The 17,393-nt window shown below is 37.3% G+C and carries 17 protein-coding genes; 2 read left to right on the plus strand and 15 right to left on the minus strand.

Annotated features, from left to right (window positions below; all coding sequences use genetic code 11):
• From JZO83_RS12005 to JZO83_RS12040, 8 genes are all read right to left on the minus strand, one after another.
• Positions 1-1,363 (minus strand): choice-of-anchor A family protein (locus tag JZO83_RS12005; protein ID WP_207115884.1); only part of this gene is annotated, 1,363 nt, incomplete at its 3' end.
• Positions 1,364-1,670: 307 nt separating this feature from the next.
• Positions 1,671-2,336, minus strand: coding sequence for an ABC transporter ATP-binding protein (locus tag JZO83_RS12010; RefSeq protein ID WP_207115885.1), 666 nt, complete (start codon positions 2,334-2,336; stop codon positions 1,671-1,673).
• The gene (locus JZO83_RS12015; protein WP_207115886.1) at positions 2,329-3,591 is read right to left on the minus strand and encodes a hypothetical protein; all 1,263 of its coding nucleotides are present in this window, start codon (positions 3,589-3,591) and stop codon (positions 2,329-2,331) included. Before JZO83_RS12015 ends, JZO83_RS12010 begins: the two co-directional genes overlap by 8 nt.
• Positions 3,578-4,549, minus strand: a complete 972-nt coding sequence (locus tag JZO83_RS12020; RefSeq protein ID WP_207115887.1) for an ABC transporter permease — start codon at positions 4,547-4,549, stop codon at positions 3,578-3,580. The genes JZO83_RS12015 and JZO83_RS12020 overlap by 14 nt, the downstream gene beginning before the upstream one ends.
• Positions 4,550-4,967: 418 nt before the next feature.
• Entirely contained in the window at positions 4,968-5,537 is a 570-nt protein-coding gene (locus JZO83_RS12025; protein ID WP_206853965.1) for an N-acetyltransferase, read from the minus strand.
• Positions 5,538-5,590: 53 nt separating this feature from the next.
• Complete coding sequence (locus JZO83_RS12030) at positions 5,591-5,770, minus strand: hypothetical protein (RefSeq protein ID WP_019723704.1); 180 nt, start codon at positions 5,768-5,770, stop codon at positions 5,591-5,593.
• 80 nt (positions 5,771-5,850) lie between these two features.
• Positions 5,851-6,360, minus strand: a complete 510-nt coding sequence (locus tag JZO83_RS12035; RefSeq protein WP_206853967.1) for a hypothetical protein — start codon at positions 6,358-6,360, stop codon at positions 5,851-5,853.
• A 90-nt stretch (positions 6,361-6,450) separates the two neighbouring features.
• Positions 6,451-6,831, minus strand: a complete 381-nt coding sequence (locus JZO83_RS12040; RefSeq protein WP_206853970.1) for a VOC family protein — start codon at positions 6,829-6,831, stop codon at positions 6,451-6,453.
• A gap of 283 nt (positions 6,832-7,114) precedes the next feature.
• Here JZO83_RS12040 and pnuC point away from each other — a divergent pair, with 283 nt between their 5' ends.
• A complete protein-coding gene (pnuC, locus tag JZO83_RS12045; RefSeq protein WP_206853973.1) occupies positions 7,115-7,861 on the plus strand; it encodes a nicotinamide riboside transporter PnuC in 747 nt (248 codons plus the stop codon).
• A gap of 133 nt (positions 7,862-7,994) precedes the next feature.
• Here pnuC and JZO83_RS12050 read toward each other — a convergent pair whose 3' ends face one another.
• From JZO83_RS12050 to JZO83_RS12075, 6 genes are all read right to left on the minus strand, one after another.
• Positions 7,995-9,263, minus strand: a complete 1,269-nt coding sequence (locus tag JZO83_RS12050; protein WP_207115888.1) for a hypothetical protein — start codon at positions 9,261-9,263, stop codon at positions 7,995-7,997.
• Positions 9,264-9,417: 154 nt separating this feature from the next.
• On the minus strand, positions 9,418-10,062 hold the full coding sequence (pcp, locus tag JZO83_RS12055; RefSeq protein WP_206853976.1) for a pyroglutamyl-peptidase I: 645 nt from the start codon (positions 10,060-10,062) through the stop codon (positions 9,418-9,420).
• 251 nt (positions 10,063-10,313) lie between these two features.
• Positions 10,314-11,267, minus strand: a complete 954-nt coding sequence (locus JZO83_RS12060; protein WP_206853979.1) for a DUF979 domain-containing protein — start codon at positions 11,265-11,267, stop codon at positions 10,314-10,316.
• A 1-nt stretch (position 11,268) separates the two neighbouring features.
• Positions 11,269-11,955 carry a DUF969 domain-containing protein gene (locus JZO83_RS12065; protein ID WP_104776690.1) on the minus strand — a complete coding sequence of 229 codons (687 nt, stop codon included), beginning with the start codon at positions 11,953-11,955 and terminating at the stop codon, positions 11,269-11,271.
• 297 nt (positions 11,956-12,252) lie between these two features.
• Positions 12,253-13,041: a TraX family protein gene (locus tag JZO83_RS12070; protein WP_206853981.1), complete on the minus strand. Its 789-nt coding sequence runs from the start codon at positions 13,039-13,041 to the stop codon at positions 12,253-12,255.
• A gap of 252 nt (positions 13,042-13,293) precedes the next feature.
• Positions 13,294-14,718 (minus strand): basic amino acid/polyamine antiporter, encoded by a 1,425-nt coding sequence (locus JZO83_RS12075; protein WP_206853984.1) that lies wholly within the window; start codon positions 14,716-14,718, stop codon positions 13,294-13,296.
• A 210-nt stretch (positions 14,719-14,928) separates the two neighbouring features.
• On the opposite strand from JZO83_RS12075, the gene nrdI reads away from it, so the two are divergent.
• On the plus strand, positions 14,929-15,378 hold the full coding sequence (gene nrdI, locus JZO83_RS12080; protein WP_206853986.1) for a class Ib ribonucleoside-diphosphate reductase assembly flavoprotein NrdI: 450 nt from the start codon (positions 14,929-14,931) through the stop codon (positions 15,376-15,378).
• A 37-nt stretch (positions 15,379-15,415) separates the two neighbouring features.
• Here the strand turns inward: nrdI and JZO83_RS12085 are convergent, their stop codons facing one another.
• Complete coding sequence (locus tag JZO83_RS12085; protein ID WP_207115889.1) at positions 15,416-17,389, minus strand: glucose PTS transporter subunit IIA; 1,974 nt, start codon at positions 17,387-17,389, stop codon at positions 15,416-15,418.
• Between the last annotated feature and the right edge of the window lie 4 nt (positions 17,390-17,393).

Below are 17,393 nucleotides of genomic sequence, written 5' to 3' on the forward strand. Positions count from 1 at the left end.
TGCTTGGTTCTGTACTGCTTTCACTTGTGCTTGGTTCTGTACTGCTTTCGCTCGTGCTTGGCTCTGTACTGCTTTCACTCGTGCTTGGTTCTGTACTGCTTTCGCTTGTGCTTGGTTCTGTACTGCTTTCACTTGTGCTTGGTTCTGTACTGCTTTCGCTCGTACTTGGCTCTGTACTGCTTTCACTCGTGCTTGGTTCTGTACTGCTTTCGCTTGTGCTTGGTTCTGTACTGCTTTCACTTGTGCTTGGTTCTGTACTGCTTTCACTTGTGCTTGGCTCTGTACTGCTTTCACTTGTGCTTGGTTCTGTACTGCTTTCACTCGTGCTTGGCTCGGTACTGCTTTCACCTGTCTTATCATCCGTATCTGTGGCAAGAAAAATTTCATTTGGATCCCAACGGTTTGTTGTGGCATTTAAAGTAACATTTTTCCCAATGATCGTTCCATCCTGACTTTGGTTGACCGTGATATCCGAACAAGGGGCAATAATCGTTCCTTGAAATGGTGCATCAATTGTCAGTTGTCCAGTTTTAGTCCCAAAATTCCAAGAAATATTGGCATCAGAAAAATCTTCTGTTTGATGGTTTGAGCGATCATTATATTGGATTTGTGAATGCACAGTGAAATCTTCTGGCACATCCACAACGTTTATGACAATCACTTTCCCATCAGGATTATTGATTCGCAATGGTGTGTTCTTTGCAAGAACCGAAGCATCCACGTTGATGATCAAAGGTTCATCACCTTCAATACTTGTACAATCGATCACACGATTATTCATGTCGGGAAAATCAGCAGTTGTATATGTTTTTGATGAGTCTGATGTCATCAGCTTATCTGAAGCTTCAATCAATCGTTCAAATTCCTTTTCAAAATCAATATATTGTTGACCTGGTTGATCTTGATAGAATTCATCTTGTGTTAGATGATCCAATCTCGTCCCGTTGACCACAACTTTATCATTTTCACTCGTGACCACATTTCCCGAACCCACAATAAATTCATTCACGCGGGTATCAGAAGCAGAGGTCTCGACTGAACTGCTAATGTTCTCTATAACCTGTGCATAGTTGATCTCGTTGTTTAAATCTCCTGTAGTGATCGAGGTACCGAAATTATTTGTGGCTGATAACACACCCGTTGCTACATTGCCCTCTGTATGCGCATTGATCGTTGTTTTTTCTTTTGCGAATACATGGAACTGAGAAGCAATTCCTAGTAGTCCATAATCACCAGTCAAATCATCATAGACACTTCCTGGATCTTGTGGAATAAATGTTTCGGCAATTACTTGGATTGGAAAACACAGATTGATCACCAAAGCCGATAGTAGGAATAGATTCAAAAACTTGTTCTTAAACATAATTTCATCTCTTTTCATAAATATATGAATTTCCATAACATAAAAACATTTGTTATTATAGTCCTAAAAGTTAATAAAATAAACACCTTTTCTGAAACTTTTCTAGAAATTAACAATTTATTGAAATCTTGTTTATAGATGATTCCTATTCACCACCACTTTTATAGCTATTACTTTGTTATAGTTTAAAAATAATCCAGAAGTTTTTAGCTTTGTTCCATCTATTCAAAATAAAAAAACGAGCGAAATTTTAACATCATACGTCAAAATCACACTCGTTCATCATTATTTATCATAGTATCGTTTCTTACTTTTTTAAAAGCTTTTTATCTTGTAATGTATATATTTCGTCACAAATATTAGCTACGGAAAAATCGTGTGTTACCATAATAAAACTAGTTCTTGTTAATTCAATTCTCTGAAAGATATTTAAAACCATCGATTCAGTTTCAGCATCTAAAGAACCTGTGGGCTCATCCGCTAAGATCAGCTTAGGTTCCGTAATAAGTGCTCGTGCAATTCCCACTCTTTGCTTTTCCCCTCCAGATAGATAGAAAGGATTTTCTAACAATAAATCCTCAATAGCTAGACTTTGGGAAACAGCCTGAACTTTTTGGTCAATTATTTTCTTTTCGATTCCTAAATATTTTAAAGGTAAAGCAATATTATCAAATACATTTTTACTCTCGATCATAGGATTATTCTGGAAAATAAATCCAATATTATTTAAGCGATTGGCGCTCAACTCATTCGCGCTCATTTTTCTAAGGTTTTTATCTTCAAAGAATATATTTCCTGTATCTGCTTTGATAAGACCAGCAATCAATTTTAATAAAGTGGTTTTACCACTCCCGCTTTTCCCCATGATCGCTATTTTTTGCCCCTCGTTTAGATCCAAATTCAGGTGTTGAAATAATTCTTTCTTATTCCGGCCATCTCTTATTTTAAGGGAAACATCCTGTATACTAATCATTTGTAATTCTCCATTTTCTAAGAATAATAGTTGATATTAAAAAGAATAAAAAAAGTAAAAGTAAGGACAAGCTGAGTAAACGAATAAAGAGACCAAGTGTCACTTCCCCTAAATAGTTAGCTAAAATTAAACTTACACATAGAACAAAGGATAAAAGCAATATTTTTTCTCCCATGATATAATTACGAATTTCTTTTTTTGTCGCTCCAAACAACAAATGTAATTGGTATATTCTTTTATCTCGATACATTTCTAAACAACAAAAAACAATAGTTATCAACACTAATATAATTATTGAAAAAGAGACAACTAATTTTAGTAATTCATTGTTTTTAGTGATTGTAAATAAGAGTGACGATAAATGAAATCCTGATTCACCTATTAAATCGACTGTCCCCACTTCATATGTCGCAGAAATATCATTTACTAACTTATAAACTTTTTCCTGAGAGAACGATTCTGGAACTTGAAAGTAGCCATTGATCCCATTTAGAAAATGTTTTTGAAAAAATGAAAATTCTTCTTCACTGATTTTTTGAGGTGCATGTTCGATAAATGGCAAAATCATATAATGGTCTAGCACATAGTCTTCGTACTCGTTAAAAGTAATCCTTTCTCCTTTTTCAACGAAACCAATGACCTCTGCCTCAAATTCTTTAAAAAGATAAGATAGCTGTATGTTATCTCCCATAGAAAAATGATCGGAGTAACTATCCCCTAAGATAACTGAGATTTTCCCACTACTATATTGATAATCATCCTGAGAAAAAGAATCTCCAGTGGCTAGTCTAAGCTTGAAGCGTTTCAACGCATGATCGTTTACCTGTAAAGATTTGAAAGGGATCTCTTCTTTACTCAAACTTCGATCAAAACCAACAATTTGCTCGTAATTTTCGATAAAATGAGTTGGTAAATCTTTATCCTGCAAATAATTGATACTTTGACTACTCACTATCTGATAGTTTCCTATTTGGCTGTCCATTAATTCTTTGTACATAGCATTCAGATAATTAACGCTCTGAAGATTCTTTAAAAAGTTTTCTTCTTTTTCCCCAATAAGCGTGTCTACCAACTTAAAGGTTTTTGTGTTTCCTACAGACAGCCTATGCTCTTCATTATGATTCTCTTGAAACATGACAGTTGAAATAGATAGTGTCAAAAATGAAAATAGTAAAAACAGTCCATAAAAGAATAGCAAATACTTTTTTCTTTTTACAGATTCAAGAACCTCTACTATAAGATTATTTAATTTCATCGATGTTCCTCCAATTCCGTATAAAAAGAAAACTAAACAGAAGGACTGAACATCCCACGATAAGCATTTGCGAAGAAATATAACTAACAGCAAATATAGTTATCGAATCATAAATGGACTGTTTGAACGGTAAATAGACTCCTCCCAAAACAAGAATACTCTCAATTATCCAGAAGAAGAATAAGTGTTTCACTTCTTCTAAGAGCACAGTATTTCTCGATATCCCTATCGTTTTTTTCAGCGATCTTGTCGACTGAGTTAATGTTAAATAAAACAAGACACACATCCCAATTGCTAATAAGCATAGTACTTGAAATGAATATCGCAACACTTGATTATTATTTTCTAAATTATTCGCATTATAGGATCTGGTATCCTCCGAATAAGTAATAGCTGCTATATCATTTATCAGCTCACTTTTTAGCTTTTCCATCGTTGCCTTATTTGAATTGATTTGATACACTCCATTGGTTTGATTTCCTTCTAATGAATTGATATTTACCAAAGCTGTTTTTGATAAATTTTTTGCATAGCGACTGTCTAATATACCAATAACTTCGTACTCTTTTTCTTCAATACGTATAGTTCCTGTATCTGTATTTGCCAATCCTTCCCCAATGATTGCTCTGTTTTTTCCATCATAAAAATCCTCTCGCACAAAACTTCTGCCTTCAATCAGCGGAAGATACCAATCATAATTCGTATAAATAGCTTTAAAATAGAAGTTGCTTTCTAAATTTTTAACAACCAAAATATTTTTTTGATCCTCTAATAATTCTCGCCATTTTTCAGAATCTATCTTTTGGTTAGCGATGAGACGAACTGTGTCTTTAGAAGTAAAATGATTCGATACAAAATCTAAATTTCTTTGATTATAAACATAAAATAAAGAAAAAACATTTATCAAAGTAGCAATCAAAAATATCATATTTATAATGAAAAAGAGTATTTTTTTCAATTCGTTTTCCTCTTTTCTAAAAATCGATGTGTGAAAAATGGTTGCCCTACTATCGTATTTTTATCAGCTAGTTTTTCGCCAATCCCCCTTCTCCTTTCATTCATCCATCAAAAATCCCGAAACTGATCCAGTCGCTAGTACAGATTATGTACAATAAAAAAGCCGAAGCTTATTGCATCTACTAAAACCAACGATCAAATCCTTTTCTCGGTCCGTGAAATTTCCCTAGTAAAAAATCTATACCAATCTTACTGTATCACATAAAAGAAATAATTTTTTACATTGATCAGAAATTACTGCTTTGGAGTCATAATCGTTTCCCCTGATTACCTGCTTCTAGCTGAAAAAAAAGAACAACAAAAAAGGCTGTTTACGGATTTCGTACCAGCCTTTCTTTTCAAACGATTCATTTAAAAAATCACTCGACGATTTTCTTTTGCATATGATCATAAAGATGCCCACTGATCGTACGTTCGCCCACTACTTTGAAGCCATGACGTTCGTATAATTTTCTAGCTTGCGGGTTTTGCTTATCGCAACTTAGTCCAATGGCATCGCGGTTTTGTTTTTTTACGATCGGTGGTAATGCTTCTAGCAAAGAGGAACCGATCCCTTGTCCTCTAAATTCTTCAGAAACACAGATTGAATCTAAATACCATTCATCAGGAAAGGTTTCTCTATCCGCAAACATTTCCACCTGTTCATAAATACCATGTTTTTGCAACACTTTCTCTAATGGTTGATCGATAAACGACTCTTCTTCGTCTGTATAACCATAAGCAATCCCTGCTACCTTGCCTTCTCGCTCGTCAACGATCCCTCTTGTATAGCTGTAGCGATAGTCTGGATCTGTGATTGCTTCTTCTAAGATCTCCAATGTTTTTTCTTCTCCGTACTTTAAAAGAAAGGGTAGATCCATATCTTTCAAAATAACTAAAATAAGCGGAGCAATCGCTGCCGCATCTTCTTTTCTTGCATTACGAATCATTTCTGACACTCCTTTTTTTCATTCTAACACAATGAAATCTAAGAGCAAAACAGCTAATTTAGATAATCCTCGATTTTTTGTGTCACAAAGTACCCATTCGAAACGATTGTTTTCGCTTCAAAGCGGCAATAGGGACAAACGATCGGCATCTCTTTTTTTACGTGTTCTACGATATGGTTTACTTCTTCATAAGTGAATTTTTTTCCACAGTTTGGACAAATCATTTTTTGCATGATTTCCTCAATCCCTTCTTTTTTTTACACTTTTAGCTTACTCTTAACTACCAAAAAAGAGAAGTGAAACCCCTTCTCTTTTAAGCGCTGATCAACACGTCTTCTAAGTGATTCTTGCCATCTACGGCTATCCGATAATACAACTGACCACTTTTTGTTGTGATTTCCCAACTTTTTGCTTTTCCTTGCTGTTTTCCGACTTTATGGACCGCTTCTTTCATAGCAGTCTGCGGATGTTTCACTTGCTGGATCGTTTTTAAACTAAAGAATTGCCCTGGCTCTTTCTGACTTTCTTCCACAACTCTTGACTTTCCTGAGATTGGGTTCACTGTTACGACGCGATCAGGAGTATAAAAAATATACTCATACATTTTTTTGTTACTTTGTTCTTCCTTTAATTGGTTGAACTGGATACGGCTGACTTTCTCTTCTTGGTATTCGTCTCGTAAGATAGTCACTGCTTTTTGCAATGAAACTTGATATTCTTGGTCACTGATGTCATCAAAGGAAAAGTTTGCATCCAATAGTCCTAATAGAGCGGCTAAGCTGACAATGATGGCGATCGACGTTGCAATGATTATTTTTTTCATTCGATTCTCTCCCTGTTTTCTTTTTAGAATAGCAAGAATCATAAAAGAAAAAAATCGAATGAAAGGAAGAAAAAGTGACAAATTTGTTACCTATTCATGTAATTCGAGGGGCAAACCGTCTGGATCAAAAAAGAAGGTCATTTTTTCTCCTGTAAAGGTATCGATGCGGATCGGTTCAGTTTCAATGCCCAGTTTTTGCAATTCAGCTACGGTTTCTTCAATTCTTTCTACTTTGAATGCTAAGTGTCTCAAGCCGCAAGCTTCTGGATAACTTGGTCTTTTAGGTGCATTTTCAATGCCGAAAATCTCAAGCTCCATCTCACCTAATTTCAAATCTAATTTATAATCTCCACGGTCTTCTCGATAATTCTCACGGATAACCTCAAACCCTAATAAATCAACGTAAAAAGTGCGTGACTTTTGATAATCTGACACAATGATTGCGACATGGTGGATCGTTGTTAAATTCATCTCTACACTTCCAATCTCTTTGTTTCCTTTATCTTATCAGGACTTATAGGAAGAACAAAGATTTTTCTCCCTCAACACAAAAAAACAGGAGCCACATCGCGTGGCTTCCCCTGCTTTTTCATCGTTTGTAATGCAAATGTATTTTTTCAGAAAACAATCAAATCGAATAATAACATATATTTTTTTAAAATGAAAGACTAGAAATATTTTTTTAAAGGAATACAATAATTTGTGTTCAGAAAATAATAAAACACTATATATTGTGTTCCAAGGAGTTTTTTACATGCGTAATTATCTAAAATTTTTAACTCATCAATTGAAAGGCTGGCCTCAACAGAATTATTATTTATTCTACTTTAGTTTAGGATGCCAAGTGATGACTCTAGTCAATCAGCCAATCACTTGGTTAGCGATCATTACCTTTATCGGTACTAATTTAGGTGTATTATGTATTTTATCGATCAACGCCGCCAAATCAGTCAATGGTATCTTAGGGATACTTTCTGCTCTTTGTTTTATTATCGTTGGTTTTTCTGCTAAAAATTACTTGAGTATCGGTGAACAGATTGCCTATATGGTTACTTTAGATATCCCTGTATTGTTAAGTAAAGAATGGAACCATAATATGGCTTCTAAAATTCGACAATTTAGTGGAAAAAGTTGGTTGATCGCCATAGCTGGTACTATTTTGGTTTACTTGGCGTCTGGTTATTTGATTGGCACGTATACAGATGATCCTCGTCCTTGGATCGATGCGATTGCTTTTTCAATTAGTCTGTCTGCTGGTATCATTAGCTTCCTTCGCTACAACAATCAATATTATTGGTGGCTTGCTTCCGGTCTTGCACAAATGGTTCTCTGGTATGTCTCATATACTCATGGTTCTGCTAGTTTAGCGATGTTTATCAATAGCTCAGTTTACTTGATCAACGACTTATTAGCCTTTACTGTATCCCCTTGGTACAACAAAAAAGAAAGAGAACGAATGCAACGAATGGAAGCGGAATACTTTTCACATCATGTTTCTTGAGACTTGCACTAGAAATTAATTTGTTCTTTCAAAATCATTAGCAAAGCGAGAAAATCACCAAAAATAGATTGGGACTTTTCTCGCTTATTTCTAGGTATCGACACGTTATGATTCTCTCAATAGTTCGAGACCACTAGAACAATTCCTTGATCAACATTCTAGTCTCTTCATCCATCGTTTGTATCACTGATTCCAATTCTTGGAATTTTTTCAATGCAAGCTGTTGTTCTGAAGTAAATACATAGTTTGCTTGTTCATATGCTTCCATCAAAGAGCGGACGGATTGCTGTTTGAGTTTCTTTGCAAGTTCTTGCCATTCTATTTCTGACACTGTTTTTGTTGCAGCTTGCTGTTTTTCTTCACGTTCCTTGCGTAAAGTCTTTAGAAAACCATTCCTCATTACCCGAGGAATGCTATCGAAAAAACCAGTTGTAAAGCCATAACGTTGATATTGTTGCCAAACAAAATGATAAATTTGTGGTTGGATAAAACGTTGCTCTTTTGCTAATCGGTTAACATCCAAATGCTTTTCTTCCCTTGATCCTTCTCTTAGATCAGCAATAAACTTTTCAAAAAAAGCAACAGAAGGGTGGCTTGCTTCTTCAAATGAAACAGACGACCAATCTTTTTGGAGAAATAGTTGATAATTAGATAAGAAATTCTCAACATCTTTCGTCAATTCTTCTGAAAAGTCCTCAAACAATGTTTTTTTCCCAAGGAATTTTTTCGGCTTATCTTTCGTTTGATATCCCACCTGCTGGATATATTTTTCCATTGCTTGATAGTCTGCTAAATAAATCGGTAATTGCGCTTGGCGAAATTCAGCGATTCGTGTAGTCAGCTTTTTGTCGGGAAGAATGGGCTGTTTAAGGCGCCGATTATGATACAGCATCAAACAATATTCTTGCCAAAGGCGCTCTGGAAAAGCAATATTTTGTTGTTTTAGCCATAGGATCTCATCAAGTGCCAGATCCACTTTCGTCATCCCTTGATTAATAGATGCTGCAACTGTAGGACTAACATGTAAATGTTCAGCAAAATGATTGATTCCTAATTTTAGCTCTTTGCCCGTTTTCGACGAACGAACGATATATTGCACTTTCAATTCACGCCCACATTCACAATACAGTTTCTGTTGCCTTCTTGATGTACGAAAAAAAGGATTGATCTTGAAGTCAGAAAAAACCCAATCTGTAGCTGCCAAATAATTTTCTTCCAAAAAACGAGAATGGATCAAATAGCGGCGATGTTGATCAATGACGATTCGTTGCTCTTTCGTCAACCGCTCGTAGATTTCCCATCGTTGGCTACTTGTATACTGTTTTGAGATTTTTATTGGATAGTGTTGCTTGAGTTCTTTAGGAAACCACTCGTCAAAAATGACTTGCCAACTTTCATTCATCGCTTGCACCTGCTTTTCTAAATAGGGATGTAAAATAAATCAAAAGAGCAACAAAAAAGCCGAAAATAGTGTTTCGGCTTTTCGCTGTCTCATACGTGACATTTCTAAACTAGCGTTCAGTCGCATCAGCCACTTCTATTGATTCAACTTGCGATCAATGAGTTGTTCCTGCATTGCCTGAAATGTCTTCTTTGTTGTTTACTGCCGCTTCTACCGCATAAGTCAATGAAGATGCAATATCATCAAGTGACATCGCTGGTGTCCCTACAGGACGATCAATGACTTGATCTGGTGAAAATGGCACATGGATGAAGCCGCCACGAATCGTTGGGAATTCTGTTTCGATCAAGTGTAGCAATCGATACATGATGTCATTACAAACAAATGTACCGGCTGTATAAGAAATATAAGCTGGTAATCCATGTTCTTGTACATTTTTTGTCATTGCTTTGATCGGTAATGAGGTAAAGTAAGCAGCTGGTCCGTCTGCTTCTAATGGTGTATCAAAAGGTTGGTTGCCTTCGTTATCTGCAATACGTGCTTCTGCAAGATTGATTGCTACTCGTTCAAAAGAAATTGCTGAACGTCCCCCTGCTTGACCGACACAAATCACGATCTCAGGTTGATGTTCTTGGATGGCTTCTTTCACGACTTGCCCACTCTTACCAAAGACAGTGGGAACTTCCAATTTAATGATTTCTGCGCCGGCAATCTCAGACGGCATTTTTTTGACTGCTTCATAGGCAGGATTTACTTTATCTCCACCAAATGGATCAAAACCAGTTACGAGTACTTTCATGTTCCATTCCTCCATTATTCTATCAATTTAATACGTCATTTCATCATCAAAAGATTTACTCAACCAACAAACAAAAATTTGTTAGTTGTGACGCGATCCAGCACTTGGAATCATTCGTTCCTATTCGAATGGTTCAGTGTCTGTCCATTTTAACAAAAAATGGACAATATTGAAATGTTTTGATGTTCGGAAAAAGAATCAATCTTCTCCATATTTAACGGAAATCGTTGATTCTTTTTCGCTCAATAAACTTATTTAAATAAAATCATATATACGATTTGGAAAACGAGCATGAATACAGCAACAAACAATTGATTCTTGATCACGCCGTATTTATCTTTCATTTCCAACATTGCTACTGGTACCACATTAAAGTTGGCAGCCATTGGTGTTAGCAATGTTCCACAGAAACCACATGTCAATGCGACCATTCCGATCAGCGCTGGATTAGCTCCTTGACTAAAGACAAAAGGAGCACCGATACCTACTGTCATGACGGTGATTGCCGCAAAAGCATTCCCCATGATCACTGTAAATAGAACCATTCCTAACGCATAGATGATGATCCCAATATTGACATTCCCTTCAGGAACGATCGTACCGACAGCACTGGAGATCACTGTACCAACTCCTGCACTCGTGAAGACCGCACCAAGTGAAGCTAAGAGCATCGGCAACATACTTAAAGGACCAACTGTCCCTAACATGTCTGATGCATCATCTAAGAAGGTTGTTGGGCGGTTGTCTCTTGAAAAGAACATCAAGATCAGCATCGCTACGAATACCCCCACACCAACACCGACTAAAGCACCTAAATCAGTGAACAGGGCGAATAAAATGGCAAAGATCCCGATACTCAATGCGGGAATAAAGATTTTCATGCCTAACTTGTCTGACATCTTTTCCATATATTCTTTTGATGGCAAACGACTTGCACCCTTGCTCACCTTTTTCGTGATAGCTGGGATCGTCATCGCGAAAATCAATACCCCATTGGCAATTGGCGATATCCAACGACCAGCAGCAATCACGACACCCAAAACTGTCCAGAAAAAGGCAGAACCAAATCGATGAGGGTTACTTTTATCAAAAGCATTACGAAGACCTGTATAGATCAAAACTAGCCCCATCAAGATATATAAGATTTCTAATAATTTTTCACTTAGTAATACTTCAGAATTTGTAAAAAAGTCTAAAAAACCCATCTTATTTCTCCTTTCCTGGATAGTATTTCTTCGCTAATTTCTTTTCTTTTAAATAGAAATAGACACTCGCTACGATCAGCGCAGTGATTGCGACTGGTATTTGCACCAACGCCAACTGACCAAGGGTAACTTCGTAGCCTAAATCTTTCAATGTGGATTGAACCAATAAAGCACCCGCACCACCGATAAATAGCACTTGCCCAAAGAACCAGCAGATATTCTCCATTGCTGAAGACATCCCTTTTAATTCCTCTTCATGTTCAGGATTAACTGTTAATCCTTTTGATTCCACAGTACCTAACGCCATCGGCATGATGATTGGACGGACAAAGCCGGCTACACCACCGAAACTAACGTTGAAGGCTGCAAAGATCATTCGGAAAACACCATAAATATCGATGATCATTCCAGCTGATACCTTCTTGAAACGTTTGATCAACGTTGCAGCAGATTCCTTCAGACCATTGCGTTCTAACGTACCAGTTGCTAACATAATGATAATAAAAATTGCCATTCCTCGGTTATTTACAAAGCTTGTACCTAAAGTTTCTAGCATTCCTTCAAGTCCTAAACCACCAGTAAAAGCTGTCACGACTAACGCAACCATGACGATCAAAATCGAATCTAACTTGAAAGCAAAACCAAGAATAACAATCAGTACGCCTAAAAGGCTAAGATAATTTTCCATCCGTTTTCCTCCTAAAAATTACATGATATTTTTTCATTATAAAATAAAATCGACTGAAAATATAGAGAAATCTTACAAAAAAATTTTTATATTGCAAAAATTCTGTCAATTCTATAACAAAGAAGCCATTTTATGCGTACTCTACGGCTGTTCTCTTCCTTACACTACATAACGACCCTTTGTTATTGACTACTTAACTAAAATATAGTCATTAATATCGATCATAAAAATAAACGAGGAGACTACAAATAGTAAAAAACTATTTCTAATCACCTCGTTTGTTTCATTGAATATAGCTTAGTTGATCAAGGTATAGATCAAGTAAATGATCCATAGATGTATCGGATAGAACAAATAGAAGAAATACTTGTCAAATGCGCGTCCAGTCCCTCCTAGTTTTCCATTGTACAAAATAATGAACGGAATGACTGTTACCATCATGAATTCGTTATCGAACGTCAAAAACTGATACAATGATTGGTAATCAGGCATTTGTGTATAAGATAAGATAGCTAAGCAAAATAGAATCAGCGTATATACAAAAATACCTACTATCAATTTCCCGTGTTCTTTTTTCTCACGGAAGAAGTACATCAGCAACAACATCGGAACTAAATAAATGCCCCCTTCAGAAAAAGCCACAGTGATGAACATCAACACAAGTGCTGCTACTGAAAGTATTACCTTTCTCCAAATCGTCCCATTCATTATAGAAAGAACCCACATCAAGCAAAATAGTAAGAATAATGTCAAAAAGATATTATGTGGCCCTAAAAATAAAAAATAGTTTGGCTGATTATTGTACGAACTAATGTAATTTCCTGTTGCTAAATTATAGATAACATTTCCAATAGCCACTACAAAAGCCGCCATTCCTAATCGTTTTGCATATTGATATTTACTGTGCGTATACTTGAAACCTTCAACTAATAAAAACACAAATAATGGCGCAACGAAACGTCCTAACCATGAAACCCAACTAGGCAACCCTAATTGCATCCCGAAATAACTATTGATATGATCAACGACCATAAAGACAATCGCTATCCATTTCAATTGATAGCTCGTCAACCCTTTTACCCTCATATATTTCCTCCTTTTTTCTGTGACTCACAAAACAAGTATAGACAATCGTCTTATCTTTCGACCATCTTTCTCTCAATATTTTCCCTTACAAAATTGTTTGTTTGATCAATCATTACAATCGTCCTGAGAACGATCCTTCTTTTTATCCTTTTATCGGGTAACAGACACGAAAAAACATCTGAGAAATGACCATGATCTGGACAATCTCTCAGATGTTATTGAGTAAAACAAAAATAGTAACTTAACTTTGCTCTAAAGATGTAACACTCCAGTCGCAAATAATGCCGCTGCTACTATCCCAAAAATCGATACTAATGAAAGCAATAGATAATCAAGTTTTGTCTGTGGAGTAGCTTGTTGTTTTTCTTTTCTTGCTTTGAGATAAAACAAGATACCTGGTAAAAACAATACAAGAACGAGCATCACTTCATTGAAAGCGACAAATAACATCGCCCAAACTTGAAAAGCACTTGCTAATAGCCCAACAAAGAACTGGACCCACTCTTTTCTTTGATAAGAAAGTTTCATTTGATACAATCCTAAAAACAGCCATGTAAAGAAGATCGCTGCTGTTCCGAGTGTGTAAGCAAAGTTATAGGCACTATCGGTAAACAATAGAGAAAGTAAAAAAGCATTTGTACATATAGTCGTTAATACGATCGCATATGTTGGTGCCCCTTTTTTATTGACTTTCCCCCAGCGTGCCGGCAATAATCCGTCATCCGCCATATTGCGCATCGTTTCGATCGGTAGGATCGTCCAAGACAACCATACACCGACCAAGGAAATGATCAAGCCACCATTGATCACGATGGCGCCCCATTTACCAACCATCATCTCAAACACATAGCCCATCGCAGGTTGCGTTTGTATCGTCTGTAGTTCCTGCATCGACATCGTGCCATAAGGTAACATGGAAACTAACACATAGATAACAATCAAGCCAAAAATACCTAAAATCGTGGCTTTTCCAACATCTGATTTTTTCTTTGCTCGTGAACCAACAACAGAAGCTCCTTCGATCCCTACAAATACCCATAGCATCACCATGATACAACTGAGAATCTGTCCTGAGAAAGGAACCGGTTGTCCATTCGCATTCAAGATGATCTCACTTGAAAAATTATTGATAAATTGTTGCAGTGAGAAGGTACTGATTGCAACGATAATAAATAAAAACAGAGGGACTAACTTACAGATCGTCACGATTGCATTGACGTAACTTGCATTTTCGACGCCGCGATTGACAAGCCAAGCATATCCCCATAAAAAAATCGTACTGACAATGACTGAGGCAATATTTTGCCCGCCATCAAATATTGGAAAGAAGTAACCTAGCGCACTCATCAATAAAGTAGCAAAGGCCACATTTCCTAACCAACAAGTCAGCCAATACCCCCAACCACTGATAAATCCTGCAAATCGACCAAAACCAGCTTCGGCATAACTAAAAATACCACCTTCTAACTCTGGTCGTTTTTTATTGATATTATTGATTGACAACGAGAGCATCATCATGGCAGACCCAACTAACACCCAGCTGAATATTGCCGGGCCACCAGCCGATCCTGAGATGTCGGTCATAATACCGAAAACGCCACCTCCAATCGCCGACCCAATCACTAAGGCCGCTAACGGGATCAACCCAATACCTTTTCTCTGTTGCTCTGTGTCCATGTACCCATCCTCCAAAATAAAACGCTTTTATATGCAAAGTATAGCAAATCTTCGTTCCATTTATTTCTTTCAAAAAAATTCTAATTGAAATTTAATTGTAACTACTTTTTTCTAATTATACAAGGAAAGTGAATGCTCATTTCATTTTTCTTCCCTACCTAAGAAACAAAAAAATGCTATACTAGTTAAGAATGATTGGAGGACGAGATCATGAATATCTTATATATCTCAATTTCTGGTAATACCCGAGGATTCGTCAAAAAATTAGCGGCATTTGCTGCGGAACAGCATGACATAGATGCTTCACTTCCCTTAGTCGATTTGAAGGAGATCCATGAAAATAGCGACTTTGAAAAAGAAACTGAACCTTTTTTTACCTTTGTACCTACTTATTTAGAAGGAGGTAATGGCATCGATAGCGGTGATCAGGAGATTTTGACAGAGACTATGCGTGAATATTTGGAATACCAAGAAAATCATACGCTTTGTCTTGGTGTCATCGGTAGTGGGAACAAAAACTTTAATCATCAATATTGTTTGACAGCAAAACAATATGCTGAACAATTTGGCTTCCCTATGGTAGAAGACTATGAATTACGTGGTACACCAACAGATGTCGAAAGAATCTATCGGGCCTTAGTTGACCGTTATAAAGCATAACAAAAAGCGCAAAATCGAAAGGATTTTGCGCTTTTTGTTATTTCACACTTTCAACATCCATTACTGGTGTTTTTGCTTTTGCTTCACCTGTATGTGTCAAAACAAACGTATGGACATGTTCCATATTAGTCAATAGAACCATCATAGCGGTTTCTTTTCCGGCATCTTTGATCGCAGCTAGATCAACTTCGGCTAACAACGTATCTTTTGTCACAGACTGTCCTTCACTCACTTTTATATCGAATGGGACTCCACCTAATTCAACCGTATTGATGCCCATATGCACCAAGATCTCTAACCCATCAGAAGTGGTCAATCCGATGGCATGTTTCGTTGGGAAAATCGAGCTGATGACCCCTGAAGTTGGGGCATAGATCTGACCGTTGATCGGTTCAACGAAATAACCTTCTCCCATCATCTTTTGAGCAAAAACAGGATCACTCGCCTGTTCGATTGGTTGCACCGTACCGTCCGCTACTGCATATAGTTGAACTGCTTGTGTTTGACTAGGCAAAACAGTCGAAGATTCGACATAATCAGAAGTTTCTTCTGCGATTTCTTCTTTCAGCAATTGTTCTTTTGGAATACCGAAAAAGAAAGTAGCTAAAAATCCGCCAGCATAAGCGGCCAATAACCCAAGAACGTAGCCAAACCATTTGCCATTTGAAATCAAAGGAATCAACGCTGCACCAGAAGGGCCAATGGCAATCGCACCAATATTTCCGATCAAACCGATCACCGCACCACCGATACCGCCTCCGATACAAGCAGTGATAAACGGACGGCCTAAAGGTAACGTTACACCGTAGATCAACGGTTCACCGATTCCTAAAATCCCAACAGGCAAAGCCCCTTTGATCATCTCAGTCAATTCTTTGTCTTTTTTACATCTAACCCATAATGCTAAAGCTGCCCCAACTTGTCCTGCACCTGCCATCGCCAAAATAGGTAATAGTAATGTATAGCCTGTTTGATCGATCATCTGTGCATGGATCGGAGTTAAAATCTGATGCAAACCAAACATCACCATTGGTAGGAACAATGTACCTAACACAAATCCGGAAAAGGCTCCGCCCACGCTAAGTACCCAATTGATTCCACCAACCATGCCATCTGAGATAAAGCCTGCTAATGGCATGATCAAGAATATCTCGATCAAACCAATCACGATCAATGAAAGGGTTGGTGTGACAATGATATCTACCGCATCGGGAACGATTTGGTGCAATTTCTTTTCGACGATCGAAAGCAACCAAACCGCAAAAATCACTCCAAGGATACCACCTTGTCCCGCAGCTAAGGGCTGACCAGTGAATAAGTTCGTTAAAGGCGCTTCTGGATTCATTCCCAACAACATAACAACCGCACCGATGACACCACCAAGCGTAGGAGTTGCGCCAAATACTTGAGCCGCATTGATCCCAGTGTAAATGACAAGATAACTAAACATCCCGTTTTTAAGAATGTTCATGATATCGATGTACTGTTGCCAAGTCGCACCATCAATTGTTCCAGCTGTTACGAGATTGGTCAATACCGCAGCAATCCCCGCAACGATCCCTGTACCAACGAAAGCTGGGATCATTGGGACAAATATATTAGAGATATCTTTTAAAACTGATTTGATTTTCGATGGCTTCTGTTTTGATTTTTGCGCATTTTTCATCGCTTGCGCCCGTTCATTGACTTTGTCTTTCCCTGATAAGCCAACAGAAGAATCAGGGGTTCCAGGGATTTTTTCTCCTAATTTTACACCAGCTTGATCCACCATTTCTTGTGCGACTTTGTTCACTTTTCCCGGTCCGATGATCACTTGTAACTGTTCATCCTCTACTACTCCCAGCACTCCTGGTATCGCTTTCAACTCTGATACATCAACAAGCGATTCATCGATGATCTTCATGCGAACTCGGGTCATACAATGGACAACGCTGTCTACATTGTCCATCCCACCTGCTCCAGCATAAATTTGTTTTGCCAGTTCTGCTAAAGTCAATTCATTTTTTCCCATTTCC

Origin of the sequence: Enterococcus sp. DIV1298c (assembly GCF_017316315.1) — a bacterium.
Lineage (GTDB): Bacteria > Bacillota > Bacilli > Lactobacillales > Enterococcaceae > Enterococcus_B > Enterococcus_B mangumiae.